This window comes from Castellaniella defragrans 65Phen (genome assembly GCF_000612685.1).
In the GTDB taxonomy this organism is placed as follows: domain Bacteria; phylum Pseudomonadota; class Gammaproteobacteria; order Burkholderiales; family Burkholderiaceae_B; genus Castellaniella; species Castellaniella defragrans.
In genome coordinates, this window is record NZ_HG916765.1 from 2355975 (window position 1) to 2375948 (window position 19974).

The following is a 19974-nucleotide window of genomic DNA, read 5'->3' on the forward strand; positions in this document are numbered from 1 at the left end:
CTTGATACGCTTGCATTTTATCAAACTGCAAGCAACCGCGCAATTATCGGCCCAGCCGCTTGCCTTTTCCATGGTGTTTCGCCTTCTTGGCTTCCATCTGTGTCCGTAGCCGCGCCTCGCGCTGTTCCAGTTCGGACGGCGCGGGCCGGGCCGGCTGCTGCGCCTTGGCCGCCGGCGGTGCCGGTGTGGCCTGGATCGGCGCTTGCACCGGCTGCTGGGCCTTGCCCTCGATGTGCAGGCCGTCGAGTTGGCTCAGCGTGCGCAAGCTATGTCGGCGATGCGGTGGCGGCTCCTGGCCGACTGCCGGCACGCCTGGCCGACGCTGGGCCTGGACTTTGATGGCTTCAGCCTGCCGCCGGCTTTCCAGTGCAGAATCGGCGAAGGTGATGGGGAGCTGGGCATCGACGGCGGCACGGATCACGGCCGCCTTGAACGCCACGCTGCCGCTGACAGTGATGCGCTCGCCGTAGCGTTCCATCGCCAGGCGCAGCGCCGCCGCCACGCCGGCGCGGTCGGACTGGCTGGACACGGCCAGACGCTCGCCGTCATCGCGCACGGCCGAGCTGCCGGCACGGTAGATGATCGTGCCCTTCTTCGTGATGTTGTCGATCACCGGGGCATGGCCGGGTTTGGTCTGGCCGTCGCCCTGAATGGTGTCGCCCTTGAGGCCCTGGGCCGCCTCGCGGGCACGCAGCACATCGAGCGCCTGGCCGTCGCCAGCCATTGCCTGTTGCTTGAGCCAGTCGGCCCACGGCCGCCGGCGGTGCTCCTGGTAGATCGCCGCCCGCTCCTGGGCGTGGCGCTTGTGGATCGCATCCAGGTCGGCCCGCAGCGCGGCGCTGGCCTGGGCATACAGCAACTTCTTGGTCAGCCGGCCATCGGTCAGGTGCTTGATCGCCGCCCGCCTGGCGGCCGCCCCCTTCTTGGCGTTCTCGATGGCCCGATCCTTCCGGCGCTTGGCCTCGGCCAGCACGTCGGCCCTGGCAACCGTCAGGGTCTGCTGTGCGTCCTTGTACCGGGCGTACAGCTCGACGGTGTTCACGCGCAAGCGGATCGGGTCTTTCTGGTACTGCCGCTTCGCTTTGGTTCGCGTCTGCTGTTCGGGCGAAGCCTCGAACGGGCCAAGCCGCGCCTCCAGCTTCGGCTTGGAAAGGTCGCGGGCCAGGGTGCTCGCCTTGACCATCGTTCCGTCGCCGGCCTCGATCACCAGGCCGTTCGCATGCTCGCGCAGTTCCAAGCCGTTATCGCGCATGACCTGGTGCAGCTCCTGCCAGGATTGCGCGCCCTTGATCTCGTCCAGACACTCGCGCTTGATCCAGCCGACCAGGCTTTCCACACCCGCGTGCCGCTCCATGTCGGCCGCCCTGCCCTCGGCCCCGCGCTGGCGTGGCTCGTGGTTGTCTTTCTCCAGGCCGTAGTCGCGCTCCAGGGCCGTGCAAAGCTCGGCCAGCGCCCGATGCGAGTAATACGGCTCGTGCATCGTGTGCCGCGTCGGATGAATCTTGTTGATGGCGATGTGGATGTGCAGGTTGTCGGTGTCGTTGTGAACGGCACTGATGCGCTGGTGTTTGCCGTAGCCCAGCCCGGCGCAGATACGTTCCTCAATCGCCCGCAGGGTGTCGGCGCTGGGCTGCTCACCGACCCGGAAGCTGACGATCAGGTGATAGGTCTTGTCACCCTTGGCCCGCGTGTTCGTGTGCTGGGTCGCCAGAACCTCGGTGATGGCGTCCTGCACCGACACGGCATCGCAGTTCGTGATCTGCACCTGGCCCAGCCGGTGATCCTTGCTCTGCGCGTCGGTGACGTAGTTCACCAGGCCGGCGAAGTCGGACTTGCCCAGCGAGCGCATGGGCACGTGCTTGGCGATCATCGGCCGGCCTCCGGCTTTTTAGCCGCTAAAAAGCTCAAGGCTCGGCCCTCGGCTGCACCACGGACTTCATGAGCCGGCTCATTTCGTCCTGAGTGGCTTCGATCCGGCCCAGCAGGGCAAGGATCGTGGCGTCACCGAAGCGGGCCGTGCGTGGGTCGTCGGTCAGCCATAGTTTGAGCAAGCCACCCAGCCGGCCAAGGTCGCCGTTCACGCGCACCAGCTCGCGCACGTATTCGTAATCCATGACGCCCTTGATCTGGTAGCCCTGGCCCACGTCGCGCAGGTAGCGCGCAACACTGATCCCCGCCCTCCTTGCGTTCGCTTCGATCTCGGCCCGCTCTTCGGGCAGGCAGTACACCTTGATGGGCGGGCTGTTCTTGCGCGTGACTTTCTTTTCGCCGTCCATTCACCCTCCGGTCCACGACTGAGAACAGCCTCGCAGAGCAGGATTCCCGTTGAGCACCGCCAGGTGCGAATAAGGGCAAGTGAAGAAGGACGACCCGCTTGCGGGTGGGCCTACTTCACACATCCTGCCCGCATCACCACCGCGTTTTCTGCACGTATGCAGATTGGAATCTGTCGCTATTGCTCTGCTATTGGCATGCGATTGCGCTGCGATCACCACGGAATCGGCAGAGTCGCGCTGCAATCGTGAAAAGACGCTATGGAATCGCGATAAAACCGGACTTCCCAATCGGTTTCCTTTCGCTTTCCACCGCATAAAACCAACACTTTCCTTGCGCTTTCCACACACCCGAAAAAACAAGTTGAACGCCAAGGGGAGAAAGACGCTGTTACGTGTCTGTCGGCGACTCATTTCTCCACCTCGTTCCCGTACTGAGCACGGTAGGTGTAATGCTCGTCGCAATCGGCAATCAGCCCCATCTGCTCAAGCATTCCACGCTCCCACGAGCCGGGCCGGCGGCTACCATCCGCAACACTGGCCAACACGAAGCCAATCAATACGGCTACGCTGTCCATCGGATTTGGGGCGCTGTGAGTGCGGTGCAATTCGACGATGTATTCCAGCTCCTTGAGGACGCTGCTGTTGACGGTGATCTGCATTTTTCTCTCCTGCGTAGCTCACTACTTGAAACACAAAGTTGAACGCCAAGGAAATGAACTACTTTCATCCGCCCCTCATATGTCAATGAACCCGGCATAAGCCTGCATGGGCCTGCGGTCTGTCAGGCGACATGACAAACTGACCCCCTGGCGACATGGAGAACTGACCCCTTCATGATCACATCAGGAGGGATCATCCATGCAAGAAGCCGAGTACAACCAACCCCTTGTTCAGTCACGGGGGGAACCGATGCAAAGCCCAGAGGATGTCGTCGCCATCGGTCGGCTCAAGGCCTGCGGCTGGGGAACCAAGCGTATCGCCGCCGAATTGGGGATCAGTAGGAACACCGTCAAGCGCTATCTGCGCCAGGGCGGTTGGGCACCGTACGCAAGCCCGCAGCGCATGCGGGCACTCGACGGCGTGGCGCCGTGGCTGCGCGAGCGCTTCATGGCCCATGCAGGCAACGCCGCTGTCGTGCAGCAGGAGCTGCGCAGCGAGCATGGCATCACGGTGAGCTTACGCACGGTGGAGCGGGCCTGTGCCCCGTGGCGCCGGGAGCTGGCCGCCTGCGCTCAGGCCACCGTGCGCTTCGAGACGCCGCCGGGCCAGCAGATGCAGATCGACTTTGGCAGCCGTAAGGCCCAGATCGCTGGTGCGGAAGTCGGCGTGCAGCTATTTGTTGCGACGCTGGGCCACAGCCGTCGCATCTTTGTGCAGGCCTTCCCGCACCAGCACCAGTCGGCCTGGTTTGCTGGGATCGAGGCGGCGCTGCAGCACTTTGGGGGTGTTCCCCGCCAGGTCCTGGTCGATAACGCGCGGGCGCTAGTCGAGCACCACGACGCGGCCAGCCGCGAGGTGGTCTTCAATGACCGGTTCCGCGCGCTGGCGCATCACTGGGGGTTCCGGCCCGTGGCCTGCGCCCCCTATCGGCCGCGCACTAAGGGCAAGGACGAGAGGAGCGTGGGCTACGTCAAGCGCAACGCCATGGCGGGCCACACCTTCGAGTCCTGGGCGCACCTGCAAGCCCACTTGGACTGGTGGATGCGCGAGGTGGCCGATCAGCGGGTGCACGGCACCACGGGCGAGATCCCCGCAGAGCGCTTCCGTCTCGAGCGCCTGCACCTGATGCCGCTGGCGGATCGGCCGCCCTTCGAGCAGACGCGCAGTCTGTCGCGACGCGTCGCGCGCGACGCCACCGTCGAGGTCGACACCAATCGCTACAGCGTGCCGTGGCGCCTGGCGGGGCGCCTGGTACAGGTTCATATCGCGGGCTGCGAGCTGCGCGTGCTCGATGACGGGCGCGAGGTCGCTTGCCACCCCGAGCTTGCCGGGCGGCGCCAGACGCGCTGCCTGCCCGAGCACCTGCAGGGCATCGTTGGCTACCGAGCCCCGGGGCAGCCCTCAAGGTCCACGGCACCCGGCGATCAGGTGCAGGGACCCATTCCCGTCGTGCCACAGGCACTGCTGCAGCGCGACCTCTCGGTCTACGAGGCGATCACCGGCGGAGGCTGGCAATGATCATCCAGGATCCAGACCGGCTCGACGCCATGCTTGGGCGCCTGAAGCTCACGGCGATCCGCGAACGGCTCGATACCCTGCTCGATGAGGCGGCGCGCCAGGAGCTGAGCCTGCGCGAGGCGCTTGCCTACCTGTGCGCGCAGGAGGTGGCCCGCAAGGAGGACCGCCGCATCCAGATGGGGCTGTCGATTGCCCGCTTCCCGTTCGTGCGCACCCTGGACGGGTTCGACTTCAGTGCCCAGCCCGCTGTAGACCCCGCGCAGATCAGGGAGCTTGCCTGCGGGCGGTGGATTGCCAACGGCGATGCGCTGCTGCTGCTTGGGCCGCCCGGGGTGGGCAAGAGCCACCTGGCCGTCGCCCTGGGGCGTGAAGCCGTTCGGGCGGGCTACTCGACGCTGTTCACCACGGCCACGGCGCTGATCACGCAACTGGTGAGTGCACATGCCGCGGGCAGCCTGGAGGAACGCCTGCGTCACTTCGCCAAGCCCAAGCTGCTGATCATCGATGAGCTGGGCTACCTGCCCCTGGAGCCGGGGGCGGCAAACCTGTTCTTCCAGCTTGTCTCGCGGCGCTATGAACGGGGCAGCCTGCTGGTGACCAGCAACCGCGCCGTGAGCGAATGGGGCGAGGTCTTCGGCGACGCCGTGGTGGCTACCGCCATCCTCGATCGGTTGCTGCATCACAGCCATGTCCTCACCATCCGGGGCGACAGCTACCGGCTGCGTACAAAGCGTAAGGCAGGGCTCATCAAACCCAGTTCTGCTGCCATCGGGCAGCCGTTCGTTCAACCGTAGGGGGGGTCAGTTTTAGGTGTCGCCAGGGGGTCAATTCCTGGTGTCGCTTGACACGGTCTTCATAGAGGCCACTATTGACACTTGAGGGGCGGGCTGCGGTGTTATTGACACTTGAGGGGCCTGACCAAGGCGGAGCGCTGCCAACGATCCGGTGACCCTCTCTTCTTGGCGTTCAACCATCGGCCCCTGGCCGATTGAGAAAGTCCGTCAAGACTTGATCGACAAGGTGCAAGCGCCCGCCTCAAGCGGGCGGTTACACCGCCTGGATATCCTGAAATATCCTGAATATCCTGCCAAAACCGCAAAATATCGGGCCGCTGTGGCACGCTTCCGGGCCGCTGTGACACGCCCTCGGGCCGGTGTGGCACGCTATCGGGCCGCTGTGACACGCTTTACCCTGTCTGTGGCATCTATTTCGATGCCGATTTCGATCAACCCGACGGCATCGTCCTTCAGCCGTCGCCGGTAATTTCGCAGCGTCATGCCGTTGACTGCCTCACCTCCTACGGCACGAATCAAGGTGTCCAGGTGCCAGCCTCCAGCCGGGTCGTGTCTGTGGGTGAGCACATGCCGCGCAAGAGCCTGACTGATCCCGTGTTGCAGCCGGGCAATGGGGGCCGGCGGGTAGTACAAAGACAAATCCCTTTCCAGCAACATCACCAGGGCAACGCCCAGCCGAACGCGCCACAAATGACGCTCGCCGCCGCTTAGCGGATCGTGGCGGGTCATCGGTGACGGGATAACGTGGTCAATCAGGCCGCCGATGATGCTGTCACCACTGCGCTCCATTTCGGGCGTCACGATTTCGACCGTGGCAGCCCGCAAGTCGGTCAGCAGCTTCTTGATGCGGTCGTGGCTGTACTGGCAATCGGATAGCACCCGGCGCAGCCTCGCCGGATCGATCAGCAGCTCGATGCCGCCGTCCGATATTTCGCGGCGGCGTTCTGCCACGTACAACATGGATTCCACAATATCAGCATGACGCTGCCCCAGCCTGCCGGTTACGCGGCATCGACCGAAACCGGTGTCTATCCACTGCCCCGCACGTTCCCGTGGGCGCTGACTGGGCTGATAGATCATCACGCGGGCCTGCAATGCCGTGCTGGTCGGAACGACCTGATTACCAGTCGTCATTGCCGCCTCTCGCTACGGATTTCAGCTTCGTAGGCGACTGGCGTTTCTGCCGTTCAAGTACAGCCGGCTTGAGCACGCCACCCTCGTGCCGCCTGAACCAACACTCCTGAAAGGGAGCACCGTAGTTCGCTTTGCTGACGCCATAGCGGACGAAGAACCCCCGCCGCCCCTCATCAATACCCCATTCCTCGGCCTCGGCCTGCGTCATGCCGGACAGATACGACTGCCAGCGGATGTTATCGACCAGCACCGATGATCCACGGCTGGCCTGCTGTTGATCGCCAGCACCTCCCATCGCCGCGCCCTTGTTGGCGTGGTGCAGAAACACGATGGAGCAGCCGGTATCGGCGGCTATGGCCTCCATGCGACCAATGACCTGCGCCATAGGTCCACTGGCGTTCTCCTCCTCGATATGAAAGCGGCGCAGGGTATCCAGAACCATCAGGCGATGACCTTCCGCGGCCCGTTTGAGGCCATCGAACCAATCTCGGGCCATGATGTTGGGGCATTTGCCAATCAGCGGCTCAATCAGCAAGCCATCCGCCACGGCTTGCCGCTGCGCAGCGGTAAGGTGTGTGCCAAGGGCGTGCAAGCGATGATGGATCGCAACCGGTGGGTCTTCGGCTGGCAAGTACACCACCGAGCCGGTGGGCAGCTCGCCCACCTCCAGCAGATCAGGGCCGCCGGCAATCTGCGCAGCCAATTGCAGGATCAGCATGGACTTGCCTGCACCGCCAGGTGACACCAGTGCGCCAACCGTTCCGGCAACCATATTTGGTAAAACGTAATCAATTGGCGGCGGAGGCTCGGTGAACGCCGCCATCAGATCAAGGGCCATATCAACCCCTCGCGTCGCCGGGTCGGTCGGCCTGAATGCCCGACAACTTACGCGCGTTGATCCACTCTTCGACTTCCGATAAATCCCACGCGACATTCCTGCAAGTGAGGGCGATACGTCTAGGAAAAGCGCCTCTCTGCTCCAGGTTGTAGATGGTTCGCGTCGAGAGCGGAATGATCTCCAACAGCCTTTTTCTGTTGATGAGGACTTTGCTGGTTGCTGCCTTCATGGCCCGGCCTCCAATTGCTAACGAGTGCCTTATGGTGCCTAGCAATTCATACTGAGACAGCCTTATACTTACCCAAAGAGGTTGACTCCATGAAAAAAGAGCAGACCATCACAATCTGGGAAGGATGCGACCCCGGCATCTCGAAAGCCATCGAACACTTTCAGGATCGCTGGCACCCTTACTCCATTGCTTCGCGGCGCTACCCCATCGTGCGATTGATCCAGGAAATCATTGATCCCGCGATAGCCAGCTACATGGAAGCCCTCCCCGCACGCTATTCGGGCTTCGTCTCCGGTGTCGGGGCGGGAATGGACTTCAGCGAGACCATTCGACTGGTCGGATTTGATGCGATGGTTCGCCTACAACGACAGTTACTGCGCCACTTCGTCAAGACAGTGGACAAGCAGGGCTCAAGGGATCAACGCTTTGTGGCGACTATCGAATCTCTGACCGGCCTGGTTTGGGACTGCGCATGCAAACGCCCCAAAAAATCGACCGCCACCACTGGTGTCAATCTCAACGCGCAACGCAAACACGGCTTTTGCGAACTATGCGGAGAGCTGACCGAGTTCGCCGACTTCATGGCAACGGTCTCTGACGAGCAAGTCAATGACGTAGAGCTGCAAGACCGCAAGAGACTCGAACTCAGCCACCAGTACTGCGTCAGGCATAGGCCCATCTTGGCGAATGGCAGCCGGAACCCCGCGTATAGACAAGCAAAGCGATCCCTCGCGCAATTCGACCTTGAACTTGAGCGGCTCAACCGTCAGTGCGCGAAACGTGCCACGCCGCAAGCCGCCTCTGGCGACCCGCTGGTGGATCGCTATTTCTACCACTACATGCTGGGCCAGACCGTACAGCCAGCCGACAGAGGAGAACTGCGCAACCAAGCGCGCTTGATGGTGGACTCGAAGCTATCAGACCGAAAAAAGCAAATACTGATACTTCAGTGGAGCGGGCTCAATCAGTCGGAGATCGCGCAAAAACTGGGCATCGAACGCCAGGCAGTATCGAAAGCGCTGAAGTCCTTGGCCTCGACACCCCGAATGCTTCTACTGAAGGAGTAGAACGCCAAGGGAAATTTTAGCGGCTAAAACTCACCGACTAAGATTTGGCCCAGATCCTTGTCAGACAGAAAACGACCCGTTGCCGACGCTCGCCCCAGACTCAGGGATCGCAGCAGTGAGGACCGAGAGCGGACGCTGACAGCAATCCCGATCACGCCAGGGATGACATCTTCAGCCCGATGATGCCGGCAATGACCAAGCCAAGGCTGATCACCCGAGGGAGGGACACGGGCTCGCCCAACAGCGCCATGCCCACGACGGCGGTGCCCACCGCGCCAATGCCGACCCACACCGCATAGGCCGTGCCTACCGGGAGGTCGCGCATGGCCCAGCCGAGCAGCCCGATGCTTGACAGGAAGGCCAAGGCCGTGCCGACAGAGGGCCAGAGGCGCGTGAAGCCTGCGGTGTACTTGAGCCCGATGGCCCACACGACTTCAAGCAGTCCGGCGACGAATAGAGCGATCCAGTTCATCAGGTTTCCCAATGGTTGTGGGGCCGTCCCCGATGAAGTACGAGAAGCAAAGTCGTCCCTGCTTCCGCCCACCGCCTGCATGACAGAGGGAAATGAAGATTGCGGCTCTGACACTCGCCGCTGCATGGTGTGCCGTGTGCGTTGTCATGACTCGCGGCGAGCCAGCGCCAGGAAAACGCCGAGCGTCATCATCGTGCAGCCGGATAGGCGCGTCAGCAGCCGCGCCCGGGTCACCCGCGCGGCGTTCGACTGCAACAGGCGATCGGCACCGAATACCGCCAGGACGTCAACGAAGGTGTTCATTGCAACGCAGATGCATCCCAGCAGGGCAAGCTGCGGAGCCAGCGAAGCCTCCGGCGTAGTGAACTGGGGGAGGAAAGCGAGAAAGAAGAGCGCGGTCTTGACGTTCATGGCCTCGACCATGATGCCCTCCATGAAGGCGCGGCGAGCGCCTTGGGCGCGGACCTGTTTTGCCTCGACGGACGGCTCCTTGCGCGTCAGCATTCGAATGCCCAGATAGACCAGGTACGCTGCCCCAAGGTACTTGACCAGGTTGAACGCCAACGCCGACTGGGCGATGAGCAGCGAGAGGCCCAGGGCGGCCGCTGCCACATGAACGAGTCCACCGAGGCCGGTTCCCAGGCAGGAGGCCAAGCCTTCGGCGCGACCGCCGGCAACGGTTCGGGCCACGACATACGCGATGCCAGGACCAGGGGTGATCGCCAGGACCAATGCAGCGACGATGAAGGCGAGAAGAGACATGGAGCGGATCTGCTCAGGGTTGCGGATCACCGCTGGTGCCGACGGACTCGCCGGCAATGCGCGGCTCGGGTGAGAGCGGATGCGGGATGCGGCCATCGCCGTACGACCTGATGACCCGGCCGATAACGATGTGGCATCCGTTTATCCACTTCGCTTGCTTCTGCTTCGCTGCAAGGTGCTTCGGGTGATCGATGAGCTGCTGGAGCGCTTCCAGCGAGCGCCAGTAGTAGACGGTCGAGATCAGCCCGGACGCGGGGTTCTCCCACGCCTCTTCGCCCAGGTAGCCAGGTATCGCCTTCGCGACCTCGGCGATGGCTTGATCCAGCCGGTGAAACTCGTCGTCGTACTCGCCCTTGGCGAACGTGAACGTGGCGGTATACAAGTCGGTTTGTTCCATCGTCATGCGGATTGCGTCGTTGTTTCTTTCATCGCCTGTGCGAGGCCGAGATTTCCCTGCTCTTCCAGGCCGCGAATGGCACCTTCGCGATCGCGGGCCTGATGATGCTGGCTGAGCTTGCGCTTGCCGTCCAGCCGACTGAGGCGGACCTCGATTCCGACGATCTGGCTCAGCTGCTCCGCCATGAAGTCCGGCGGGGCGTCGCTCATCTTCCACGGTTCAGGCTGGTTCGCTTCGTGCTGGCGCGTCAGTCGACCAACGACAGCGCGAACGAACTTCGCCTGGTCCCGGACATGGATCGTCCCGTGAGCATGCACGACCTCGTAGTTCCAGGTCGGCACGCGGCGGTGTGTCTCATGCTTGCCCGGGTACCAGTTGGGCGAGATGTATCCCTGAACGCCCCGGAAGACCACGAGGACGGAGGCGCCGTCGCTCACCTCGCTCCAGACCGGATTTGCCCGCGCGACATGTGCCTGAAGCACGCCGCAGGGGCCTTGTTGTGCGTCGAGCAAGAACGGCAGGTGGTGCGCTTCCAGGCCTGCTGCAGTGTGCGTCACCAGCATGCCCAGGGAATGCTCTCGAACGATGCGGTGAAGTTCCTCAACCCGCGGCTCGGCGAATTGCTTGGGAAGATACATGTGGCGCTCCTGTCCGGATCAAGTGCCGGCACGCCCGGCACGTGCGCTCACTATGCATGACAACCTGCCTGTATAAAATAGCCAGTTATTGACTATCTGACTGGACCAGTTGCCGCGATGGGTATGGATGAGAATGGACAACGGGGTTCCAGCCGTGCGCTCTACGACGAAATCAGAGCCCGGATCGCAGATGGCACGTACAGGCCAGGCGCAGCCCTGCCGTCGACGCGCGCGCTGGCGGCCGAGCGTGGGTTTTCACGCACCACCGTATCACTCGTATACGAGCAACTGGCGTCGGATGGGTTCATCGAAACGCGGGCTGGTGCCCCCAGCCGAGTCGCGGCCGGGGCGGTTCCCGACGCCCGGACGGACCGCGATGCGCAAATCAGCGCCGAGGACGGGGGTGCACATCGCCACGCCGGGCGGCTGTCCGTAATCGGAACGCGCGTGGCCGCCTTGGCGCTGCATGAACCGGTCCCGACCGCCGCAGATGAAATCGACTTCGTCTACGGGCCTTTGGCCGGACGCGACTTCCCGATCTTGCCCTGGCTGAAGGCCCTGCGTGCGGTCGAACGCCAGCGAAGTGCACGCCTGGCTTATGAGGACCCGCGTGGCAACCTCGATCTTCGCAAGGCGCTGCAGACGCACCTCAGTCAGTCGCGCGGCTTGTCCTGCTCCGTTGACCAGTTGCTGATCGTAAACGGCTCGCAGCAGGCACTCGACCTCTGCGCACGGCTGCTCATCAGCCCCGGCGACCCGGTCGTCGCCGAGAACCTCGGCTATCAGATGGCGCATCACGTCTTCGAAACCTATGGCGCCAAGCTTCTCCCGATCGACGTCGACAGCCACGGACTGCGGACCGACCTGCTCGCTCAAGTCCCTCGGGCACAGATGGCCTACGTGACACCGACGCATCAGTTCCCGCTCGGATCATTCCTGCCGATCGGACGACGACGTGCGCTCCTGGCCTGGGCTGCCGAACGGGATGCCTGGATCATCGAGGACGACTACGACAGCGAATATCGCTATTCGGTTCGACCCGAACCCACGCTGCGGTCGCTGGATAGCAGTGGCTGCGTGATCCACGTCGGGACGTTCTCGAAGACACTGTCGCCACAGCTCCGTCTGGGCTACATGGTGCTGCCGCCGCGCCTGGTGGACGTCTTTAGCGCGGCGAAGCGGCTGACCGACCGGCACGTGACGACCGGTAGTCAACGTGCGTTGGCGGTGCTCTTGGAGGACGGCAGCTATGACCGTCACGTCCGGCGAATCCGTCGTCTGCAACATGCACGACAGGCAGCACTCGTTCAGGCGATCACCTCACACTTGGGCGAGCGCGTCGAGATCCAGGGAGCGGCCAGTGGGCTGCACCTGGTGGTGTGGTTTCGCGAGTTTGCCGCCGAGAAGGAGCCGATTCTGATCGAATCGGCCCGCCAGAAAGGCGTTCGCCTGTATCCGGTCAGCCAGTTCTTTCATCCCGCAGGCCGGGCGGATGCTTCAATTCGTCCGGCTGGTCTGGTCATGGGTTACGCGCTGCTGGAGCGAGATCAGATCGAAGAGGGTGTTCGGCGCCTGGCAGCTGCGCTGCGGGAGCTCGGAAGCGATCGCTTCTGACATCAACTGGCGCCGCTGGCGGGGCGCGCCCACCCTCAGTGTCCGTTTCCATGTCCGATTCCACAATGAAGCGGCCTTAGATCGTGCAAGACTCAGGGGCCGCTCCTGGCCGAAAGCTGTAGTTGAAAACTCGCCTCAATCGCGTCTAACAACATGCACCGATTACCTTTGAATTCAGCAAAAAAATCAGCGACTCCGACCAGTCCACTCATCGATCATGTTCGCCCAATCCTGCAACATCGCAGTTCGCTGCTCGCGGTACTCGGCCTTGTTGTAGACGGCCCTTACGCCCTTCTGCTCGTGCGCCAGACACTTCTCGATCCAGTCCGTGTTGTAGCCTGCCTCGTGCAGCAGCGTGCTCGCCGTGCGCCGCAGGTCATGCGGCCCGAACTTGGTGAGCGACTTACCCTCCTTCTGCGCCAGGCGGTACGTCAGCGTCAGCACCTGGTTGAGCGTGGCGCTGCTCATGGGTAGGTCCGAGTCATACCGTGACGGCAGCACATAGTCCGATCCGCCGGCAAAGGTTTTCAAGGCAATGAAGATATCCAGCGCCTGGCGGGACAAAAACACCAGGTGAGGATTTCGCCGCTTCATCCGCTCCTTCGGGATCGTCCAAAGCGCCTCGCTGAAATTGATCTCGCTCCAGGTCGCGTTAGTCAACTCGCTCTTGCGCACCATCGTCAGCAGCAACAGCTTGGCCGCTGCCCGGATGGATGGCGTCGTGCCGATGCGCTCCATGTACTGATACATCAGGCCGATCTCGTCGGGCGTCAGCGCACGGTCGCGCGGCTCGAACTTGGCAATGGTTGTCGGGCGCACCAACTCTGCCGGGTTCTCAACCTTCTGGCCGCGCTCGATGGCCCAGCGAAAAACCTGCAACACCACTTCGCGGGCATGCACTGCGGTGGCCGGTGCGCCGCGCTCAACGATGGCATCGGTCAGCGCACGCAAATCCTCATGGGTGATCTCCGCCAACTTCTGATTGCCGAATTTCGGCTTCAACTCGCGTTCGTAGACCGAGCGGCGCATGTCACGGGTGGAGTCGGCCATCTGGTAGCCGCGCAGCCACTTTTCCGCCCAGGCATCGAAGGTCTCGGCATCCTTGATGCGGGCCTTGTCCCGCGCCTTCTCCTTGGCTGGAGACTTCCCGGCCGCGAGCATCTTCTTGGCCTCGCCCAGCCGCTCGCGGGCTTCCGCCAGGGTGATACCGCCAACACCGTAGCGACCGAAAGTGATGGTCTCCTGTCGGCCGTGGATCGAGTAGTTGTAGCGGAACGAGATCGAACCAGCAGGCGTGACGGCCACATAGAGGCCGTCACGGTCGTTCTCCTTGTAGAGCTTGTCCCTCGGCTTGAGGTTTCGCAGCTTGGTATCGGTCAGCATGGTCTTGGCAAGGCTCCTTTGTCCTATACCATGCTGGGAACACCCTTTTTCTTGGCGTGAAAATCAATCTAAATCAACAAGTTAGATGATTTCAGTACCATGAACCATCTTCCGATGGCTTCATGGTATCGCGCCCTCAACATGGCATCATGTCGCTCATCGTACCATCTGCCATGCCATACAAAAACGGTGCTTCGCGATGCCATCAGTTGCCAGAACTTGCCAGACGCCAAGGAATAAAATTCATATCTGACAATGAGTTAGGTTTGCCTTGATGCCTCGTCTTGCCAACCCTTGCCAGACGCGGGATCATTCCCACTCAATCGTAGCCGGCGGCTTGCTCGACACATCGTACGTCACCCGATTGATCCCCCGCACCTCGTTGATGATGCGCGAGGACACCTTCTTCAGCAACGCATAAGGCAGTTCCGCCCAGTCCGCCGTCATGAAATCAGTGGTCTGCACGGCGCGCAGGGCCACGACGTAGTCGTAGGTGCGGCCGTCGCCCATCACGCCCACGGACTTCACCGGCAGGAACACCGTGAAGGCCTGGGACGTCAGGTCGTACCAGGACTTGCCGGATTCGGGCTCGATGGTGTTGCGCAGTTCGGTGATGAAGATGTCGTCGGCGCGGCGCAGCAGGTCGGCGTATTCGCGCTTGACCTCGCCCAGGATGCGCACGCCCAGGCCGGGGCCGGGGAACGGGTGGCGGAAGACCATTTCGGGCGGCAGGCCCAGGGCCAGGCCCAGGTGGCGGACTTCGTCCTTGAACAGCTCGCGCAGGGGCTCCAGCAGCTTCAGGTTCAGGGTCTCGGGCAGGCCGCCGACGTTGTGGTGGGACTTGATGGCGACGGCCTTGCCGGTCTTGGAGGCGGCCGATTCGATGACGTCGGGGTAGATGGTGCCCTGGGCCAGCCAGCGGGCGGACTTGAGCTTGGCCGATTCGGCCTGGAAGACTTCGACGAATTCGCGGCCGATGATCTTGCGCTTGGCCTCGGGATCGGCGACGCCGGCCAGCTTACCCATGAACTGTTCGCCGGCATCGACGTGGATGACGCGGATGCCCAGGTGCCGCGCCATGGTGTCCATGACCTGCCTGGCTTCGTTCAGGCGCAGCAGGCCGTGGTCGACGAAGACGCAGGTGAGCTGGTCGCCGATGGCCTTGTGGATCAGGGCGGCGGCGACGGAGGAATCGACGCCGCCGGACAGGCCCAGGATGACTTCGTCGGAACCGACCTGCTCGCGGATGCGGGCGACGGCTTCGGCCACGTAGTCGGGCATGTTCCAGTCGCGCGAGCAGCCGCAGATCTCGGTGACGAAGCGCTCCAGGATGGCCTGGCCCTGGACGGTGTGGGTGACTTCGGGGTGGAACTGGACGGCGTAGAAACCGCGTTCCTCGTCGGCCATGCCGGCGATCTCGCACGAAGGCGTGGAAGCCATGCGCTTGAAGCCCGGCGGCAGGGCCGTGACACGGTCGCCGTGGCTCATCCAGACTTTCAGCATGCCGTGGCCTTCGGCGGTCTCGAAGTCCTGCAGGCCGGTCAGCAGGCGGGTGTGGCCGTGGGCGCGGACTTCGGCATAGCCGAATTCACGATGGTCGGAAAATTCGACCTGGCCGCCCAGCTGCAGCGCCATGGACTGCATGCCGTAGCAGATGCCGAGCACCGGTACGCCGGCCTGGAAGACGGCGGCGGGGACTTTCAGGGATTCCTCGGCGTAGGCGGAGGCGTGGCTGCCCGACAGGATGATGCCCTTCAGGCCCTGTTCCTGCTGTTCGCGGATGAAGTCGTCGCCCACGTCGCCCGGGTGGATTTCGCAATAGACGCCGGTGTCGCGCACGCGGCGGGCGATGAGCTGGGTGACCTGTGAACCGTAGTCCAGGATGAGGATGCGCTGGTGGTGCATGATGGATGGGCGATCGGGAGGGCTGTTCAAGGCGTTAATGTAACCCAGGCGCGCCCCGGGTGTCCCGGCGCGGCGAAGCGATCCCGGAAGGCGCCTCGGCAGGGGGCCGGCCATGCGCGAGCGGGCCCCGGCGGCATCCGGACACCCGGCGGCGCCCGCACGCCTTGGTCCGATCGGCGCATGCCGGTTACAGTACAAGCCTGAAGGAGACGACACAACATGGCATCCCGCCCCTCTCGCATTCCCCTGCCCCTGGCCGGCCTGCTGGCCCTGGCCGTGGCCATGGGCATCGGCCGCTTCGCATTCACGCCCGTGCTGCCGATGATGCAAGCCGACCTGGGACTGAGCCTGGCCCAGGGCAGCTGGCTGGCCAGCGCGAACTACCTGGGCTATCTGCTGGGCGCATTGCTGGTCACGCACCTGAGCTGGCCGCCCGCGGCCCTGCTGCGGCGCGGCCTGTGGCTGGTGGTGCTGATGACGGCAGCGATGGGGCTGGACAGCCACTGGCTGGGCTGGCTGGCGTGGCGGCTGCTGGCCGGGGTGGCCAGCGCCTGGGTGCTGATCGGCACGTCCGCCCTGTGCATCGCGCGCCTGAACGCCACGGGGCAGACGGAACGCAGCGGCGTGGTGTTCGCCGGCGTGGGCTGCGGCATCGCGTTCGCCGGGCTGGCCTGCATGGGCCTGACCCTGGCGGGGACGACGGCCTCGCAGGCCTGGCTCTGGCTGGCGGCGGCGGCGCTGGGCGGCCTGATGGGCGCGTCGATGCTGTGGCGGACGGTGGACGCCGCCGCGCCGCCCCCGCCCGCGACGAGCGCGTCGGACCCAGCCGCGACGACCGCGTCGGACCCGGCCGCGGCGCGCGCGGCGGCTTCCGGCGAGCCGCCTTCGGGCAGGCCGCCGGCCGCCCCGACGGCCGCCGCCCGGCAGGCCGACGGCGCTTCGGCCCACGCCGTCCCGCCCCTGCACTGGGGCCTGATCCTGTGCTACGGGGTCTACGGCTTCGGCTACATCCTGCCGGCCACGTTCCTGCCGGCCCAGGCACGGCTGCTGGTGCCGGACCCCTGGCTGTTCAGCCTGGCCTGGCCGGTTTTCGGCCTGGCGGGCGCGGTGTCCACGGTGATGGCCAGCCGCCTGGCGCGCCGCTACACCCGGCCGCAGATCTGGGCCGGCGCCCAGGTGGTGATGGCGGTGGGCGTGCTGCTGCCCGCGATATGGCATGCGCTGCCGGCGATCCTGCTGGCGGCCTGCTGCGTGGGCAGCACCTTCATGGTGATCACGATGGTGGGCCTGCAGGAGGCCCAGGCCGCGGTCGGCCAGGCCGGCGCCAAGCGCCAGATGGCGGCGATGACGGCCTCGTTCGCCCTGGGCCAGCTGATCGGTCCGATCTTCTTCAGCCTGACGCACGCCTGGTTCGGCGCATCGCTGGAATTCGCCCTGGTGCTGGGCACGCTGGGCCTGCTGGCGGGCGCCGTTCCGATCCTGCGGCTGCGACGCCCGGCTTCGGCCGGGCAGCCCCGGGAACAGCGGTAAGCAGCTCCCCGATCCGGGCGGCGGCATGCCGCCCATGCGCTCCCGGCTTTCAGCCCGCCAGCCGCTGATACACCAGGGTGGCGAAGATCGCCGCGCCCTGCGCGAGCAGCGCGTCATCGAAGTCGAATTCGGGATGGTGGCAGGTCAGGCCGTCATGGCCCAGGAAGAAATACGCGCCCGGGCGATGGTCCAGCAGGTAGGCGAAGTCCTCGGACGCCATGAGCGGCGTGACGGGATCGACGACTTGACCGGTCCCCAGCACGGCGGCCGCCGCGCGCTTGACGTGCTCCACCGGGCCGGCCTGGTTGACCGTGGGCGGGGAACTGAGCAGATGGCGGAATTCGACTTCGCAGCCATAGCCGCGCGCCGTGCCTTCGCACAGGCCGCGCAGGCGCTCCAGCACGCGGGCCTGAGCCTCGCGCGACAGGGTGCGCACAGTGCCGCGCAGCACCGCATGGTCGGCAATGACGTTGATGGCGCTGCCCGCCTGGAACTGGCAGACGCTGAGCACGGCCGTATCGAGGGGGCTGACGTTGCGGCTGACGACGGATTGCAGGGACTGCACCAACGCCGCGCCGGCCACGATGGGGTCGTTGGCCTGATGCGGCATGGCGGCATGGCCGCCGACGCCCCGGATGTGGATCTCGAACAGGTCGCAGGCCGACAGGATGGCGCCGGTGCGCACGCCGACCTGCCCCGGGCCGATGCAGTTGTTGTTGTGCAGGCCGTAGAGTTCGTCGCAGGGAAAGTCGCGGAACAGGCCGGCCTCGGCCAGCGCCTTGGCGCCCGTCAGGGGCTCCTCGGCCGGCTGGAAGATGAAGACGATGCGTCCGGCGAAGTCGGGATGGGCCGCCAGATGGCACGCCGCGCCCAGCAGGATGGCGGTATGGCCGTCGTGGCCGCAGGCGTGCGCGACACCGGCGTGGACCGAGCGGTGATCGTGAGCGCCCGCATCCGGCATGGGCAGGGCATCCATATCGGCGCGCAATCCCAGGATCGGCCCCGCTCCCCGGCGTCCGTCCAGGACCCCGATGACGCCGGTGGTGCCGCCGTACCCCTCGTGCACGGCGATACCCCAGGAACGCAGCAGTTCGGCCACGCGGGCCGCCGTGCGGTGCTCTTGGTGGCCGAGTTCGGGGTGCCGGTGGAAATCCCGGCGCCAGGCCTGCATGGCCTGCGCCAGGCCGTCGTCGATGCGCACGCCCGCCGAAGCGGCGGGGGCGGCATGGACGCCCGGGACCGGGTCGCTGGCGGCCATGCGTTCAATCCGCCCGATAGTTGGGGGCTTCTTTGGTGATCTGCACGTCGTGGACGTGCGATTCGCGCACCCCGGCGGCGGTGATTTCCACGAATTCGGCCTGGGCGTGGAGATCCTTGATGGTGGCGCAGCCGCAATAGCCCATGGAGGCCCGGATGCCGCCCACCAGTTGGAAAATGATGGCAATGACGCTGCCCTTGTAGGGGACGCGCGCCTCGATGCCTTCGGGAACCAGCTTGTCGACGTTGTTGTTGGGATCCTGGAAATAGCGGTCGGCCGAGCCGTCGGCCATGGCGCCCAGGCTGCCCATGCCTCGATAGGACTTGTACGAACGCCCCTGGAACAGCACGACTTCGCCGGGGGCCTCTTCGGTGCCCGCGAACATGCCCCCCATCATGCAGGTGGATGCCCCCGCCGCCAGGGCCTTGGACACGTCGCCGGAATAGCGGATGCCGCCGTCGGCGATCAGGGGCACGCCGGTGCCTTCCAAGGCCTGGGCCACGTCGGCGATGGCGGTGATTTGCGGCACGCCCACGCCGGCCACGATGCGGGTGGTGCAGATGGAGCCCGGGCCGATGCCGACCTTGACCGCATCGGCGCCGGCCTCGACCAGTGCGCGCGCAGCGGCGGCAGTGGCGATGTTGCCGCCGATGACCTGGATGTTGGGGTAGTGTTTCTTGACCCAGCGGACGCGGTCGATCACGCCGGCCGAATGTCCGTGCGCGGTATCGACCACGATCACGTCCACCCCGGCGGCGGCGAGTTTCTCGACGCGCTCGTCCGTGCCCTCGCCCACGCCGACGGCGGCGCCGACGCGCAACTGGCCCTGGGCGTCCTTGCTGGCCAGGGGGTGCTCGGTGTTCTTGACGATGTCCTTGACGGTGGCCAGGCCGCGCAACTGGAATTTGTCATTGACGATCAGCACGCGCTCCAGGCGATGACGATGCATCAGCGCCTGGGCCTCTTCGAGGGTGGCGCCTTCGGTCAGGGTCACCAGGCGTTCCTGGGGCGTCATGATCTCGCGCAGGGATACGTCGAGGCGGTCCTCGAAACGCAAATCGCGATTGGTGACGATGCCCACCAGCTTGCCGCCCTCGACGACCGGCAAGCCCGAGATGCCATGCTGGCGCTGCAGCGCGATGGCGTCGCGCACCTTCATCGTGGGGGTGACCGTGACCGGGTCGATCACGATGCCGAATTCATGGCGCTTGACGCGCGAGACTTCGCGCGCCTGCTCTTCGGCGCTGAGGTTCTTGTGAACGATCCCGATGCCGCCTTCCTGGGCCATGGCGATGGCCAGGCGCGACTCGGTCACGGTGTCCATGGCGGCGGACACGAGGGGGATGTTGAGCTGGATCCCCCGGGTCAACTGCGTGGTCAGGCGCGTATCGCGCGGCAGAACCTGGGAAAAGGCCGGGACCAGCAGGACGTCGTCGAAGGTCAGGGCTTTTTTGATCAGACGCATGAAAGAACTCCGCACAAAGAGCGATTATAGCGTT

19 protein-coding genes are annotated in these 19974 nt (G+C 64.5%); 5 read left to right on the plus strand and 14 right to left on the minus strand.

Features of this window, described 5'->3' with window-relative positions; translation table 11 throughout:
• Positions 1-43: 43 nt before the first annotated feature.
• The 3 genes from traI to BN940_RS10555 form a co-directional block, all read right to left on the minus strand.
• Positions 44-1870 (minus strand): TraI/MobA(P) family conjugative relaxase, encoded by a 1827-nt coding sequence (traI, locus tag BN940_RS10545; RefSeq protein ID WP_043682829.1) that lies wholly within the window; start codon positions 1868-1870, stop codon positions 44-46.
• Between the two features lie 34 nt (positions 1871-1904).
• Positions 1905-2276: a conjugal transfer transcriptional regulator TraJ gene (traJ, locus tag BN940_RS10550; protein ID WP_043682837.1), complete on the minus strand. Its 372-nt coding sequence runs from the start codon at positions 2274-2276 to the stop codon at positions 1905-1907.
• Positions 2277-2683: 407 nt separating this feature from the next.
• Positions 2684-2935: a hypothetical protein gene (locus BN940_RS10555; RefSeq protein WP_043682839.1), complete on the minus strand. Its 252-nt coding sequence runs from the start codon at positions 2933-2935 to the stop codon at positions 2684-2686.
• 199 nt (positions 2936-3134) lie between these two features.
• On the opposite strand from BN940_RS10555, the gene istA reads away from it, so the two are divergent.
• Both istA and istB read left to right on the plus strand, forming a co-directional pair.
• Positions 3135-4454, plus strand: coding sequence for an IS21 family transposase (istA, locus tag BN940_RS10560; protein ID WP_084330434.1), 1320 nt, complete (start codon positions 3135-3137; stop codon positions 4452-4454).
• Positions 4451-5248 carry an IS21-like element helper ATPase IstB gene (istB, locus tag BN940_RS10565; RefSeq protein WP_173424572.1) on the plus strand — a complete coding sequence of 266 codons (798 nt, stop codon included), beginning with the start codon at positions 4451-4453 and terminating at the stop codon, positions 5246-5248. Before istA ends, istB begins: the two co-directional genes overlap by 4 nt.
• Before the next feature lie 369 nt (positions 5249-5617).
• Here the strand turns inward: istB and BN940_RS10570 are convergent, their stop codons facing one another.
• The 3 genes from BN940_RS10570 to BN940_RS18570 are packed head-to-tail and all read right to left on the minus strand — an operon-like array spanning position 5618 to position 7449.
• Complete coding sequence (locus BN940_RS10570; RefSeq protein WP_043682843.1) at positions 5618-6382, minus strand: hypothetical protein; 765 nt, start codon at positions 6380-6382, stop codon at positions 5618-5620.
• Positions 6369-7220 carry a helicase RepA family protein gene (locus BN940_RS10575; protein ID WP_084330641.1) on the minus strand — a complete coding sequence of 284 codons (852 nt, stop codon included), beginning with the start codon at positions 7218-7220 and terminating at the stop codon, positions 6369-6371. The genes BN940_RS10570 and BN940_RS10575 overlap by 14 nt, the downstream gene beginning before the upstream one ends.
• Position 7221: 1 nt before the next feature.
• The gene (locus BN940_RS18570; protein WP_084330642.1) at positions 7222-7449 is read right to left on the minus strand and encodes a helix-turn-helix transcriptional regulator; all 228 of its coding nucleotides are present in this window, start codon (positions 7447-7449) and stop codon (positions 7222-7224) included.
• Between the two features lie 89 nt (positions 7450-7538).
• Between BN940_RS18570 and BN940_RS10580 the strand changes: the two genes are divergently transcribed.
• Positions 7539-8516: a LuxR family transcriptional regulator gene (locus tag BN940_RS10580; RefSeq protein WP_043682845.1), complete on the plus strand. Its 978-nt coding sequence runs from the start codon at positions 7539-7541 to the stop codon at positions 8514-8516.
• Positions 8517-8667: 151 nt separating this feature from the next.
• Here BN940_RS10580 and sugE read toward each other — a convergent pair whose 3' ends face one another.
• The 4 genes from sugE to BN940_RS10600 form a co-directional block, all read right to left on the minus strand.
• Positions 8668-8988: a quaternary ammonium compound efflux SMR transporter SugE gene (gene sugE / locus BN940_RS10585; RefSeq protein WP_043682847.1), complete on the minus strand. Its 321-nt coding sequence runs from the start codon at positions 8986-8988 to the stop codon at positions 8668-8670.
• A 144-nt stretch (positions 8989-9132) separates the two neighbouring features.
• The gene (locus tag BN940_RS10590) at positions 9133-9750 is read right to left on the minus strand and encodes a LysE family translocator (RefSeq protein WP_043686840.1); all 618 of its coding nucleotides are present in this window, start codon (positions 9748-9750) and stop codon (positions 9133-9135) included.
• A gap of 13 nt (positions 9751-9763) precedes the next feature.
• Entirely contained in the window at positions 9764-10132 is a 369-nt protein-coding gene (locus tag BN940_RS10595; protein WP_052356077.1) for an antibiotic biosynthesis monooxygenase family protein, read from the minus strand.
• 17 nt (positions 10133-10149) lie between these two features.
• Positions 10150-10785 carry an FMN-binding negative transcriptional regulator gene (locus tag BN940_RS10600; RefSeq protein ID WP_043682849.1) on the minus strand — a complete coding sequence of 212 codons (636 nt, stop codon included), beginning with the start codon at positions 10783-10785 and terminating at the stop codon, positions 10150-10152.
• 123 nt (positions 10786-10908) lie between these two features.
• On the opposite strand from BN940_RS10600, the gene pdxR reads away from it, so the two are divergent.
• A complete protein-coding gene (gene pdxR, locus BN940_RS10605; RefSeq protein WP_242404181.1) occupies positions 10909-12399 on the plus strand; it encodes a MocR-like pyridoxine biosynthesis transcription factor PdxR in 1491 nt (496 codons plus the stop codon).
• Positions 12400-12585: 186 nt separating this feature from the next.
• Here pdxR and BN940_RS10610 read toward each other — a convergent pair whose 3' ends face one another.
• A complete protein-coding gene (locus BN940_RS10610; protein ID WP_043682855.1) occupies positions 12586-13782 on the minus strand; it encodes a tyrosine-type recombinase/integrase in 1197 nt (398 codons plus the stop codon).
• Between the two features lie 309 nt (positions 13783-14091).
• On the minus strand, positions 14092-15687 hold the full coding sequence (gene guaA / locus BN940_RS10615; protein ID WP_043682856.1) for a glutamine-hydrolyzing GMP synthase: 1596 nt from the start codon (positions 15685-15687) through the stop codon (positions 14092-14094).
• Positions 15688-15906: 219 nt separating this feature from the next.
• Here guaA and BN940_RS10620 point away from each other — a divergent pair, with 219 nt between their 5' ends.
• A complete protein-coding gene (locus BN940_RS10620) occupies positions 15907-17217 on the plus strand; it encodes a YbfB/YjiJ family MFS transporter (RefSeq protein ID WP_052355783.1) in 1311 nt (436 codons plus the stop codon).
• A gap of 49 nt (positions 17218-17266) precedes the next feature.
• On the opposite strand, the gene BN940_RS10625 is transcribed toward BN940_RS10620, so the two are convergent.
• Entirely contained in the window at positions 17267-18475 is a 1209-nt protein-coding gene (locus tag BN940_RS10625) for an amidohydrolase (protein ID WP_242404182.1), read from the minus strand.
• A 4-nt stretch (positions 18476-18479) separates the two neighbouring features.
• Positions 18480-19940: an IMP dehydrogenase gene (gene guaB, locus BN940_RS10630; protein ID WP_043682858.1), complete on the minus strand. Its 1461-nt coding sequence runs from the start codon at positions 19938-19940 to the stop codon at positions 18480-18482.
• Positions 19941-19974: the final 34 nt, after the last annotated feature.